This is a genomic window from Luteimonas abyssi (assembly GCF_001482195.1).
Taxonomy (GTDB): domain Bacteria; phylum Pseudomonadota; class Gammaproteobacteria; order Xanthomonadales; family Xanthomonadaceae; genus Luteimonas; species Luteimonas abyssi.
In genome coordinates this window covers 665117-678086 of record NZ_KQ759763.1, presented here as the reverse complement: position 1 = coordinate 678086, position 12970 = coordinate 665117, and the positions used below count along the sequence as shown (strand labels likewise).

The 12970-nt window shown below is 69.3% G+C and carries 11 protein-coding genes; 7 read left to right on the top strand and 4 right to left on the bottom strand.

Translation table 11 applies throughout. The features are described from left to right. The 3 genes from RG19_RS02680 (at nt 1) to dusB (ending at nt 2909) form a co-directional block, all read left to right on the top strand. Entirely contained in the window at nt 1-960 is a 960-nt protein-coding gene (locus tag RG19_RS02680; protein ID WP_058833922.1) for a ribokinase, read from the top strand. 72 nt (nt 961-1032) lie between these two features. After that, the gene (locus tag RG19_RS02675) at nt 1033-1824 is read left to right on the top strand and encodes a DUF4893 domain-containing protein (RefSeq protein ID WP_058833921.1); all 792 of its coding nucleotides are present in this window, start codon (nt 1033-1035) and stop codon (nt 1822-1824) included. A 71-nt stretch (nt 1825-1895) separates the two neighbouring features. Further along, on the top strand, nt 1896-2909 hold the full coding sequence (gene dusB / locus RG19_RS02670) for a tRNA dihydrouridine synthase DusB (protein WP_058833920.1): 1014 nt from the start codon (nt 1896-1898) through the stop codon (nt 2907-2909). A gap of 168 nt (nt 2910-3077) precedes the next feature. Here dusB and RG19_RS02665 read toward each other — a convergent pair whose 3' ends face one another. The 3 genes from RG19_RS02665 to RG19_RS02655 all read right to left on the bottom strand — a co-directional run bounded on the left by RG19_RS02665 (nt 3078) and on the right by RG19_RS02655 (nt 5964). After that, nucleotides 3078-4127: a metal-dependent hydrolase gene (locus RG19_RS02665; protein WP_058833919.1), complete on the bottom strand. Its 1050-nt coding sequence runs from the start codon at nt 4125-4127 to the stop codon at nt 3078-3080. Between the two features lie 112 nt (nt 4128-4239). Further along, nucleotides 4240-5013, bottom strand: coding sequence for a UPF0149 family protein (locus RG19_RS02660; protein ID WP_058833918.1), 774 nt, complete (start codon nt 5011-5013; stop codon nt 4240-4242). Nucleotides 5014-5139: 126 nt separating this feature from the next. After that, complete coding sequence (locus tag RG19_RS02655; RefSeq protein ID WP_157515140.1) at nt 5140-5964, bottom strand: UDP-2,3-diacylglucosamine diphosphatase; 825 nt, start codon at nt 5962-5964, stop codon at nt 5140-5142. Nucleotides 5965-6368: 404 nt separating this feature from the next. Here RG19_RS02655 and metK point away from each other — a divergent pair, with 404 nt between their 5' ends. The 4 genes from metK to RG19_RS02630 all read left to right on the top strand — a co-directional run bounded on the left by metK (nt 6369) and on the right by RG19_RS02630 (nt 11070). Further along, entirely contained in the window at nt 6369-7595 is a 1227-nt protein-coding gene (metK, locus tag RG19_RS02645) for a methionine adenosyltransferase (RefSeq protein WP_058833915.1), read from the top strand. A gap of 240 nt (nt 7596-7835) precedes the next feature. Then, nucleotides 7836-9251, top strand: a complete 1416-nt coding sequence (locus RG19_RS02640; RefSeq protein WP_058833914.1) for a circularly permuted type 2 ATP-grasp protein — start codon at nt 7836-7838, stop codon at nt 9249-9251. Next, entirely contained in the window at nt 9251-10255 is a 1005-nt protein-coding gene (locus RG19_RS02635) for an alpha-E domain-containing protein (RefSeq protein WP_058833913.1), read from the top strand. Before RG19_RS02640 ends, RG19_RS02635 begins: the two co-directional genes overlap by 1 nt. A 71-nt stretch (nt 10256-10326) precedes the next feature. Beyond that, a complete protein-coding gene (locus RG19_RS02630; RefSeq protein ID WP_058833912.1) occupies nt 10327-11070 on the top strand; it encodes a proteasome-type protease in 744 nt (247 codons plus the stop codon). 64 nt (nt 11071-11134) lie between these two features. On the opposite strand, the gene RG19_RS02625 is transcribed toward RG19_RS02630, so the two are convergent. Next, complete coding sequence (locus tag RG19_RS02625; protein ID WP_058833911.1) at nt 11135-12823, bottom strand: LysM peptidoglycan-binding domain-containing protein; 1689 nt, start codon at nt 12821-12823, stop codon at nt 11135-11137. Between the last annotated feature and the right edge of the window lie 147 nt (nt 12824-12970).

Sequence of the window (12970 nt, the reverse complement as noted above, 5' to 3'; positions counted from 1 at the left end):
ATGTCGCACGTCGTCGTCGTCGGATCGTTCAATGTCGACCACGTCTGGCGGGCCACGCGCCTGCCGCGACCCGGCGAGACGCTGGGCGGCGCCTACACCAGCGGCCCCGGCGGCAAAGGCTTCAACCAGGCCGTGGCCGCGCGGCGTGCCGGGGCCGAGGTGCGCTTCGTCTGTGCGCTGGGTGACGATGCCGGCGGCGCGCTGGCGCGCCGCCTCGCCGCAGACGACGGCATCGAGCTGCAGGCGCAGCCGAGCGATGCGCCGACCGGGACCGCCGGCATCTACATCGACGATGCCGGCCACAACTCGATCGTCATCGGCCCCGGTGCGAATGGTGCGCTCGATGCGGGCCACGTCCGCGCCCAGGCCGCTGCGCTACGGACCGCGGCCGTTGTGCTGGCACAGCTGGAATCGCCGCGCGACGCCATCCACGCGGCGCTCGCCACGGCCCGGCACGGCGATGGTCTGGCGATCCTCAATCCCGCGCCGGCCAATGCGACCGTCGACGCCGATCTGCTCGCAGCCTGCGACCTGATCACACCCAACGAAACCGAGTTCGCCGGCCTGCTGGCTGCCCACGGCGGGCAGACCCTCGATGCCGGACGCGTGGCCGATCAGGACGATGCGCGGCTGCACGCGCTGTGCCGCGCCCTGCTGCCACACGGCAGCGTGGTGATCACCCTGGGTGCCGCCGGTTGCTTCGTCTCCCATGCCGAACCCGCCCGTTTCCGGGATGCCGACGCCTGTTACCGCATCGCCGCGACGCCGGCGCAGGTCGTCGACACCACCGGTGCCGGCGATGCTTTCAACGGCGCGCTGGCCGCGGCGCTGGCGCTGCAGCCGCGCGCCGCCTTCGCCGACGGGATCCGGTTCGCCGGTCGTTACGCCGCCGTCTCGACCGAGCGCGAAGGCGCGGCGATCGCGATGCCCGCGATGCGCGTCGACACCCCGACCGGCTAAGGGCGCGGTTCACCCGCGACTCAGTGCCGGCAGCGCAGCGTCGGCCGCCTGGCCGCTCAGGAACCGTCGACGATGCCCCGCCTGCCCGCCCATGTGATCGCGCTGCCGATCGCCCTGATCCTCACCGCCTGCTCGCCGCAGGACGAAGCCGACACCGATGGTGCGGCCGGCACCCCGCCGCCCGCCACCGCGGTCGCCGACGACATCGGCCCCGGGCCCGCCGCGTCCGCGCCCGACGGCGCAACCGAAACCACCGACCTGGATGCAGCGGCCGGACTGCCGGCGGCGCGCGACCCGCTGGCGTTGTCGCCGCCGCCCGTTGATCCCGAACCGGACGACGTCGACGCGGCCTCCGCATGGCGGGCCTCGGCGTGGCCGGCGCACGCCGAGACGATCGAGCGGATGCCGACCCTGCTCGAACGCATTCCGGGCGATGGCGAGGCCGTCGAGCAGGCCGGCGCCCTGCTCGCTCGCGCCAGCGCACCGCAGCCGGCCGGCCGCATCGATGGCGACTGGCAGGTCCGGTCGCTCCAGTTCCTCCCGAATTTCGCACATGCGTATCCGTGGTTCCGCGCGCGCATCGAAACCGACGGCGACGGCTACCGCTTCGCCAAGACCGCCGGCTCGCAACGCCGCACCGGTCGGCTGCTGCCCATCGACGGGTCCGCCTACGCGTTTCTCGGCGCCCGCTCGGTCAACGACGACCCGCCGCGCACGTACAGCCGTGCGGCCGGCGGGGCTGGACCGAGCGACGACGACAGCATCGGGCGGCTGGTGCGGATCGGCGACGACGAGCTGCTGATGCTGCTCGACCCGGGCCCGGGCAGTTTCGAGCTCTATCACCTGCGCCGGCAGCGGCGCTGACGCCCGACCGCGCCCCGATCTACAGATCCGGCGTACGCGGACGCGCCGTCTCCCGCCCGTACAATGCCGCCATGCAGATCGGCCCGTATCGCATCGACCCGCGCGTGGTCCTCGCCCCGATGGCGGGGGTCACCGACAAGCCGTTCCGGCAGCTGTGCAAGCGGCTCGGTGCGGGCCTGGCCGTGTCCGAAATGACCACCAGCGACCCGCGGTTCTGGCATACCCGCAAGTCGGTGCACCGGATGGATCACGACGGCGAGCCGGACCCGATCTCGGTGCAGATCGCCGGGACCGAGCCTGAGGTGATGGCCGAGGCGGCCCGCCACAACGTCGACCATGGCGCGCAGATCGTCGACATCAACATGGGCTGTCCGGCGAAGAAGGTCTGCAACGCCTGGGCCGGCTCGGCACTGATGCGCGACGAGGCGCTGGTCGGGCGGATCGTCGCGGCGGTGGTGGCGGCCGTGGACGTGCCGGTGACCCTGAAGATCCGCACCGGCTGGGATGCCGATCACCGCAATGCGCCGGAGATCGCACGCATCGCCCAGGACGCCGGTATCGCAGCGCTCGCGGTGCACGGCCGCACCCGCGATCAGCACTACAGCGGCCAGGCCGAGTACGACACCATCGCCGCGATCAAGGCGGACCTGTCGATTCCGGTGCTCGCCAACGGCGACATCGATTCGCCCGAGAAGGCCGCCGCCGTACTCCGCCACACCGGCGCCGACGCGATCATGGTCGGCCGCGCGGCGCAGGGCCGGCCCTGGATCTTCCGCGAAATCGCGCACTTCCTCGCCACCGGCGAGCGGCTGCCGCCGCCGTCGCTGGTCGAGGTCCGCGACGTGCTGGTCGGCCACCTCGAAGCACTGCACGCGTTTTACGGCGAACCGGCCGGGGTGCGCATCGCCCGCAAGCACCTGGGCTGGTACGCGAAGGATCGTCCGGAGCATTCCGAGGACCAGCGCGCGGCGTTCCGCGCGGTGGTCAACCGCGCCGACACCGCGCAGGCGCAGATCGCGATCACCCGCGATTACTTCGACGCCTTGATCGCGGGTGCGCGACCGGCCCTGCCTTCGGCGGCCTAGACCGCCACGTCCGCGCCGCGGCCGGACACCGCCTCGCCGTGCCCGCGCTCCGCTCGCGAACGTCGCCGCATCCTTCGACGCCCCTGCGAGGCGCGAGGGCCTGATCGCGCTGCACGCCCCGGATCCCCGGCAGCATGGAAGGCCGGCGATCCCGCCCACCGCGACGCATCAGGGTGCAGCGTGCGCGTCGACCTCCGGACCGGGCGTCTCCACCTCCGGTTCGTGCCAGATCCGGGTCCACATCTGCGACAGCTCTTCGCTGCGGGGCCGGGCCATCGGCAATTGCCTCGGCGACACCGCCTGCCAGCCTGTACCGTCCTCACGGCCAACGACGAAGTTGAAGCTGTAGTCGGGTTCCAGGCCCATGCGAAGATCGCTCAGCACCAGCTCACCGTCCACGACCTGCGCGCGCATGAAGCCGCGGTTGAACCACTGCAGCCGTTGCACCGCGGGCAGATCGGACGCGGCCGACAGCGCCGGCACATCGGAGCGATGCTGCTGGAAGCGCATCGGACCGCGATCGGCGACGACCGAACGATCGCCGATCAAATACCCGTCCGGGGTCATCGCCACCACCCGCCACAACAATGTGTTGAGCGGCATCGGCACCGAAAACCGCGGCGCATCCGCATAGCCCATGGCAGTCAGTGCGCGGGTCGCCTCGCGGTCGACCAGCGTCTTCGCCAGCAACGACCAGCCGATGTAGGCGCTGCTCAATGCCAGCCCCACCACCAGGGCGTGCCGTCCGAGCGGCTTCGGACCCACCCAGAGCGCGACCAGCACGCCGAGCAGCAACCACACGGTATAGCCAGGGTCGATGATGAACAGACTCGACCACATCACCGGCGGCGGCGTCAGCGGCCACAACAACTGGGTGCCGTACACGGTGAACGCGTCCAGCAGTGGGTGCGTCACCAGCGCCAGCTGGATCGCCCAGAACCAGGCACGCGGCGCATCGGCCACCCGACCGCCGCGGCGTCGGAACCAGGCCCAGATCGCCCACGCCACCAACGGCAGCACGAACAGCGAATGGGTCAGGCCACGATGCAGCGTCATCAACGCGATCGGGTCGTCGGTGAGCAGCATCAGCGGGAAGGAGTCGAGGTCGGGCAACGTGCCGAGCACGGCGCCGGCGCCCATCGCCGCCCGTCGATGCCGTGCGGGTACCACGGCCGCGGCGACGGACGCGCCGAGCAGAATCTGGGTCAGGGAATCCATGCCGAAATGCTAGCAGCGACCCGACGACAGCGTCGCTTACCCCAGGCTTACGCCTAGCGCTTTCGCCGGCGAGCCTTCCAGGCACAACGATGCCGCCCTGTGCACCGCGATCTCAATGCACGGACGAACCGCAGCAACGCTTCCATTTCGAACCGCTGCCGCACGGGCACGGATCGTTGCGCCCGGGCATCGGCAGGCGACGAATCGGCTCGCCCGGTGCCAGCGCTTCCTCACGCCGCTGCATGTCGAGATCCGCCAGCAGCGCCGGCACCGACGCCAGCAGGGCCAAGCGCTCGTCGAGCGTCATCCGCGCCTCGGCATCCACCCCCATGCTCGCCGCGGTCTCGTCGTCGAACACCGTCATCCGCTGCAGGTCGGACAGGTCGTCCGCGAGCGCCTCGTCGTCTTCGAGCCAACGCTCCCACGCCTCCGCGCGCAGGCCCACGCCCTGCAGGAATCCCGCTGCCCACATGGCACCGACCGGAAACGTCTCCGCGTCGGCGGCATCCTCGTCGGGCATGACCAGCAACGGCAGGAGGTCGTCCGGATCATCTCCTTCGGAATCGCCCCCCTCTGGATCGGCGCCCTCGTCGGGCAGCGGTTGCGCGAGACGCCAACCGATGTGGTGCCAGAACCCCGCGATCAGCGTGCAGGCCGTCTTCTCGTCCTCCTCGTCGGCCCAACCGGGTCCGTCCTCGCCCAGGACCAGCGGAAGATACTCATCGGGCGAGGCCGGGCGTCCGGGCCCGACCCTCAACGCGCTGAAGAAACCGTCCAGGGCTTCCAGCGGCATGCCGCCGACCTCGACGCGCCGGTCCAGCAGGAGTTCGAGGGCCTCGATCTCGCGGTCGGAAAGGGCGCCCGACGTGGCCGAGGAAGGGATCATGGCGATGGGTTCCAGCCGGGGCGCCACAGTGTAGCAACGCGCCGCCAGCCCCCCGCTTCCTCGGCAAATTCACGTCGGCCTCGAGGCAGACATCCGCCCCCTTCGGACGTCGCCGCGATCCGTGGCTCACGCCGCTCGAGGCCAGTGCACGGGTGCAGGCGCTGGCGCGCGCACGCCCTGCCGGGCGGGCAACTCGGCCAGCACCTCGCCGGTATGCGCGAGCAACCTCAGACGGCCGTCGTGCGCTTCGGCCAGCGCGGTGAGGTTTTCCACCCAGTCGCCGTCGTTGGCATAGACCAGACCGTCGCGAAGACTCAGGCCGGGCCGATGGATGTGCCCGCAGACGATCCCGTCCAGGCCGCGTCGGCGCGCGTCGTCCAGCCCGGCCTGCACGAACCGCTCGATGTAGCGCTCGGCGGCGCCGCTGCGACGCTTGAGGAACTCCGACAGCGACCAGTAACGCAGCCCCGCCCGGCGCCGCGCCCGATTGAGCCACTGGTTGCCGGTGAGGATGCGCGCGTAGAGCCAGTCGCCGAAGCGCTCCTGCAGGCCGCCGAAGTGGGTGATGGCGTCGTACTCGTCGCCGTGCACCACCAGCAGGCGGCGGCCGTCGGCGGTGGTGTGGATCGCGCGCCTGCGCACCTGCGCGGCCGGCAGCAGCAGGCCGCACAGACGGCGCAGGCTGCGGTCGTGGTTACCCGGGATGTAGATGATCTCGGTGCCCGCCGCGTGCAGCGCGTGCAGGGCCTCGACCACCTCGCTGTGCGGCTGCCCCCAGCATGCGCGCCGTCGCGCCAACCACCACAGGTCGACGATGTCGCCGACCAGATAGAGCCGCTCGCAATCCAGCGTGGCGAGGAAACGCGCGAGTTCCGCGGCATGGCAGTGACGGGATCCGAGGTGGGCATCGGACACGAAGACGGTCCGGTGGCGGGCTGGCGGCATCGTCATGCGGTGGCTCCGGCGGGGGGTGGACAACGCTTGCGCGACCGCAGCCGCTGCAGGCCGACGGCGATCGGGTGATCGATCGGGACACGGACGTCCGGGGCCACACCGACGGCGGGGACATGCGCGCTGCCCGGCGTCCCGACGGGGTGGGCGCGCCGTCCGCCGAACCAGTGGGCGTGACGCTGCCGCAATCGGTTTTCGAGCTGGCGCATGGGCTCGGTGCGGCCGGAGTTGGCCGGCAGCCTGCGCTCGCGATGCGACGCGGGCATGGCGGCCCGATGTCGCCCGCATGACAGTGCCCGCCTGGCTTAACCTGACGGCAACGCCGACCCCGGCAGCATGTTCGATGCAGGCGCGGCGTGTATCATGCGCACCCATCTTTTCATCCGAATACAGGGATATCGTCGATGTCGAGCTATCTGTTCACCTCCGAATCGGTGTCCGAAGGCCATCCGGACAAGGTCGCCGACCAGATTTCCGACGCCGTGCTGGACGCCATCCTCGCCCAGGACAAGCGTGCCCGCGTCGCCTGCGAAACGCTGGTCAAGACCGGTGTGGCCATCGTCGCCGGCGAGGTGACCACCACCGCGTGGGTGGACATCGAGGACCTGACCCGCAAGGTCATCAACGGGATCGGCTACACCAACTCGGACGTCGGCTTCGACGGCCACACCTGCGGCGTGCTCAACCTGATCGGCAAGCAGTCGCCCGACATCGCCGCCGGCGTCGACGGCACCAGGAAGAAGGCCAAGAAGCCCGAGGAACAGGGTGCCGGCGACCAGGGCCTGATGTTCGGCTACGCCTGCAACGAGGCGCCCGAGTACATGCCCGCGCCGATCTACTACAGCCACCGGCTGGTCGAGCAGCAGGCCAAGGTGCGCAAGAACGGCAAGCTGAAGTGGCTGCGTCCGGATGCGAAGAGCCAGGTCACGCTGCGCTACGACGAGAACAATCAGGTCGCCGGCATCGATGCCGTGGTGCTGTCCACCCAGCACGATCCGGGCATCAAGCAGAAGGACCTGATCGAAGCCGTGCGCGAGCACGTGCTCAAGCCGGTGCTGCCGAAGAAGTGGCTGGAATCGCTGCCCAAGAACAAGGTGCACATCAACCCGACCGGCATCTTCGTCATCGGCGGCCCCGTCGGCGATTGCGGCCTGACCGGGCGCAAGATCATCGTCGACACCTACGGCGGCATGGCCCGCCACGGCGGCGGCGCGTTCTCCGGCAAGGACCCGTCCAAGGTCGACCGCTCGGCCGCCTACGCCGCGCGCTACGTGGCCAAGAACGTGGTCGCCGCCGGCCTGGCCGACAAGTGCGAGGTGCAGGTGAGCTACGCGATCGGCGTGGCCGAGCCGACCTCGATCTCGGTCACCACCTTCGGCACCGGCAGGATCCCGGATGCGCAGATCGAGAAGCTGATCCGCGGCCACTTCGACCTGCGCCCGTACGGCATCCTGAAGATGCTCGACCTGATCCACCCGATGTACCAGGCGACTGCCGCCTACGGCCACTTCGGCCGCAAGCCGAAGGAGTTCAGCTACGTCGACAACGACGGCAAGACCGTGTCGGCCACCGCGTTCTCCTGGGAGAAGACCGATCGCGCCGAGGCGCTGCGCAAGGCCGCGAAGCTGTAATCGCGGCGCACGCCGACGAGCACACCGGACAGGGCCGCGCGAGCGGCCCTGTTCCGTTTCCGGTCACCGAAGGCGCCTCGACGATGTGCGAAGCGCTCACCTCGAGCACGCACGGGCGAGACAGCGGACGCGGGGGCCATGCCCGGTATCGTGCAGTCACGCATCCGCCTGTGCCGCCTTCACGAGCATTGCCCGCGGCGGCATGCTATTGATGTCCCCGAACCGACCCCAGGGTGCGCGATGGCGGCAGTCCACTACGATGAGATGCACGATGCCGACGGCGGCGTCCGTGCCCATTACAGCGTCCTCGACGAATGGCTGCGCAACACCCCACCCGACCAGCTGGCGCACAAGCGCCGCGAGGCCGAGGTCTCTTTCCATCGGGTCGGCATCACCTTCACGGTCTACGGCGAAGAAGCCGGCAACGAACGGTTGATCCCTTTCGATCTGGTTCCGCGCATCCTGCCCGCGGCGGAATGGCGCATGCTCGAGGCCGGCCTGCGCCAGCGCGTGCACGCGCTCAACCTGTTCCTTGGCGATGTATACGGCGAACAGCGGATCCTGCGCGAGCGCCGGATCCCGGCCGAGCTTGTGCTCGACAACAGCGAGTTCCGGCGCGAGATGCAGGGCCTGGACGTCGCGCGCGGCATTTACTCGCACATCTCGGGGATCGACCTGGTCCGCGCCGGCGACGGCGAGTACTACGTGCTCGAGGACAATCTGCGGGTGCCGTCGGGCGTGTCGTACATGCTCGAGAACCGCCGGATGATGGCGCGCCTGGTGCCCGAACTCTTCGCCACCCAGCAGATCGCGCCGGTGGAGCGCTATCCGGACGCGCTGCTGGAGATCCTGCGCCAGGCCGCACCCGCCAATATCGACAATCCCACCGTGGCCGTCCTGACGCCCGGCGCCGCCAACTCGGCGTATTTCGAGCATGCCTTCCTCGCCCAGCAGATGGGCGTGGAGCTGGTGGAAGGTGCCGACCTGTTCGTCCGCGACGACATGGTCTACATGGGCACCACGCGCGGCCCGCAGCGGGTGCACGTGATCTATCGCCGGATCAATGACGACTATCTCGATCCGACCGTCTTCCGGCCGGACTCGATGCTCGGCGTACCGGGCCTGTTCGCTGCCTACCGCGCAGGCAACGTGACCCTGGCCAACGCGCCCGGCGCCGGGGTCGGCGACGACAAGTCGGTGTATCCGTACGTACCGGAGATGATCCGCTTCTACCTCAGCGAGGAGCCGATCCTGCACAACGTGCCCACGCGCATGCTGCGCGACAAGGACGACCTGAAGTACACCCTCGAGCACCTGCCCGAGCTGGTGGTCAAGGAAGTCCACGGCGCCGGCGGCTACGGCATGCTGGTCGGGCCGGCGGCCAGCAAGGCCGAGCTCGCCGCCTTCCGCGAACGGATCCTCGCCGACCCCGGCAACTACATCGCGCAGCCGACGCTGTCGCTGTCCACCTGCCCGACGTTCGTCGAAAGCGGACTGGCGCCGCGGCACATCGATCTGCGCCCGTACATCCTCAGCGGCGAGCGCATCCACGTGATCCCGGGCGGGTTGACCCGGGTCGCGTTGCGCGAAGGTTCGCTGGTGGTGAATTCTTCGCAGGGTGGCGGCACCAAGGACACCTGGGTTCTGGAGGGCTGATGCTCTGTCGCACCGCCAACGATCTTTACTGGGTGTCGCGCAGCATCGAGCGTGCGGAGAACACCGCGCGCCTGATCGACGTGACCCTGCGCATCTCCATGCTTCCCGAGCGGCTGGATCGCGGCAAGGCCGAGGCCGCGCCGTGGCGACGCGCGCTCGATGCACTCGGACTGGCCGAGCAGTTCCCGGAGCTGCACGGCAACATCAGCGCCGACAACGTGCTGCGGCACATGCTGCTGTCGCCCGACAACCCGTCGTCGATCTACAGTTGTTTCCGCGACGCGCGCGAGAACGCGCGTGCGCAACGCGTGGCGATCACCTCGGAGATGTACGAGGATCTCAACACGTCCTGGCTGGACTTCCGCACCCGTGCCTGGCCCGCGCTGCGTGCCGACGGCATCAGCAACGTGGTGGAGTGGGTCAAGAGCCGCTCGGCGTCGTTCCGCGGCGTCACCCTGGGTACCCTGGGACGCGGCGAGGGCTATCACTTCCTGACCCTGGGCGCGTTCATCGAGCGCGCGGACTGGACCGTACGCCTGCTCGACGTGATCGGCAGCGAGGACGACCTCGCCGCCAGCGGCGAAGCCCGGGATGCGGTGGAGTATTTCCAGTGGAGCGCCCTGCTGCAGTCGCTCTCGGCATTCGAAATGTACCGGCGGCTGTATCGCGAGTCGGTGACACCGGTCGGCGTCGCCGAACTGATGCTGCTGCGGGGGGAGAACCCGCGCTCGCTGCTGACCTGCCTGGACACCCTGCACCGCGTGCTGCGCCGGCTGTCGGGCGGCGAGGCGCTGGAGGTCGAGCGCCTGGCCGGCGCGCTGTGGGCGCGTTCGCGCTATGCCCGCATCGACGAACTGGTCGCCGACGGCCTGGAGCCCTACCTGCAGGACACCATGGGCCGGCTGGGCGCGCTCGGCAACGCGATCCACGCGCAATTCATGGTGCCCACGCTGTGGCGCGATGGCGAACCCCCGCCGCAGCTGCAATGGCAGAGGATGGGCTGAAGGTCAACTCTTTCCGGGGCTGGCCGGCCCCGGTATCTTCACACGTCGTCGACACTCCGTGCACCACGCCGATGACGTATTGCGTTGCCCTCAACCTGGACGCCGGCCTGATCTTCGCCGCCGACTCCCGTACCAACGCCGGCGTCGACGATATCGGCCGGTTCGGCAAGATGCGGGTGATCGTCGAGGACGGCGACCGGGTGATCGTGACCCTCTCCGCGGGCAACCTGTCGGTCAGCCAGAACGCGTTGAACCTGCTGGAGCAACGCGCCCGCCACGCGCCGGACCAGCTCAACCTGCGCAATGCGCGCTCGATGTTCGAAGTCGCCACCCTGCTGGGCGACGCCATGCGCGAGGTGCGCGCGCGCGACGAGGCCTATCTCAAGGCCAGCCATGTCGATCCGTCCGCGAGCTTCCTGCTCGGCGGGCAGATCGCAGGCGAGGCACCGCGGCTGTTCCTGGTGTACTCCGAAGGCAACTTCATCGAGAACTCCGACGACACGCCGTTCTTCCAGACCGGCGAAACCAAGTTCGGCAAACCCATTCTGGACCGCGTGATCGGACGCGGCACCTCGCTGACCGAAGCCACCAAGTGCGTGCTGGTGTCGTTCGATTCCACCATCCGATCCAACCTGTCGGTCGGCCTGCCGATCGACCTGCTGGTCTACCGGCGCGACAGCCTGCGCGTGGACGCGCAGCGCCGCATCGACGAGAGCGATCCCGATTTCGAGCGCATCCGCGCGCAGTGGAACGACATCCTGCGCGAGGGCATCCGCGAATTGCCGGCGCCCGTCTGGCTGTCGACCGACGGGTGAACCGGGTGGCCGCGCATGGGCCTCCCGAAGGCGGCCCGCGCGCGAGCCGGGCGATGCAGCGACATCAGGATGTGGATTCGACCTGCGCCATGATGCGTTCGTAATCGCGATTGGCGATATCGCCGTCGGCACCCGAGGAAATGTTGAACAGTCGTTCCACGAAGCCGTAGTCGGTGCCGCCGATGTTGCGGGCCATGGCGATGGCGAACTCCATATTGTCGTTGACGGGGGCGCCATGTTCGCCGCCGACCAGCAAGCGCAGGTCGTTGCCGCCCATCTCCATCCCGTCCACGGTATCTCGGGTCTGCTGGCGCAGCGCGCTCATCTGATCCTCGCTGAAGGTCAGCGTCACCTTGTCGCCGGCCGACACCGGCGTGCCGCTGCCACCGCCTGTCAGCGACCAGTTCAGCAGATCGGCATGCGATTGCGCCACGCTGTCGTTGTCGTGGGCGGTGTCGATCTCGAACGCGTAGCTACGCTCCGACAGCACCTCGGTACCCGATGCATCGAAGCGCTGGACGACCTCCAGCGGCACGTTGCCCGAATACTGCAGCTGGGTGTTGAGCGCGTAGGAGCCGTCCGGGAACGTGGTCTGCACGAGGCTGCCGGTGTTCTCCGGCCCGCCGAGTGAACCGCTGATCGGCCCCAGCTCGCCGCGCAGCTGCGTCTGCGAGGCGTAATCGACGCGCGACACCGTCGCCACGTTGGAGACCCCCGGCGTCTCGTGGGCCACCTGCCCGGTCGCGTTGAAGTGCTCGTACGCGGCCTGACCGTCCGGTGTCGAGATGTCGAACTGGGCGGTGGAGAAGTTCGCGCCGGAGAGGTTGTCCTGGCGGCCGAGCATCACCGACAGGTCGCCTGCGCGCACGCCGACGCCGTTGAAGGCCTCGATGGCTTCGGTGGGACCGGCCACGACGGACACCGTGTCTTCGTCGACGCGCTCGACGGTGTAGCTGACGCCCGCGGACTGCTCGATGTCGGTCTCCGTCCCGATGTAGCGGAACGACCCCGCCATGGCCGTTTCGGTGAACGCACTGCTGTCCAGCGTCACGCTGCCGCCGACCGGAATCGTGGTGGGATCGAAGGGATTGACGCCGACCGCCTCGCTGACGTCGCGGTTCTCGCCAGGCAGCGTGACCTGGTAGGACGCGGTGAACCCCGCCCCGACGCTGTACTCGCCTTCCACCGTACCGGGTCGGCCGCGTCCCTCGGCCGACACCGAGTCGGTGACCCGTGCCTCGGCCGAAAATGTCGTGTTGCCGTCGCTGGTGTTGCCCGAGAGGGTCACCGCGCCTTCCCGGCCGGCCTCCACCTTGTAGCCCGGACGCCCCGGCTGGCCCCCTTCGATGCTCGCGGCCTGCTTGGCGCTCAGGGTCACGCTGCCGCCATCGGGATTCCAGGAAATACCGCCGCCACCGGCGTCGCCCTTGATGTCGACGTTGACCTCGCGATCCAGACCACCGTGTCCCGGATTGCCGACATCGATCGGATCGTCGGTCACGCTCATCGGCGCCGGCGGAATGTTCACCGCCTCGCCGGTGTAGATCACGCTGCCGGTCTCTTGGGCGTTCATGCGCCGGATCGCGGAGTTGTCCTGGAAGATCGCGGGATTCGCCTCGCGGATCGCCTGCGGGGTGACGCCGTATCGATCGGCGAGACTGGTCAGGGTGTCACCGCTGCGGAACGTGTGTTCCTGCGCTTCGTTTCTCGGGGTGGGGACGTAACCGCCCCCGTCGTGAACCGCATGCACCATGGTGAAACTCCATCCGGACGCTCGGATGCCGAGTGTCCATCGGACGGTGCCCCCCTGCATCTGGGGTCGTCCCTAGGGCCGCCTTCGTCATTCATCTCAGGGTGAAGTCCGGCGGAGACCGCCCGACGTGCGACACACCCGATGGAT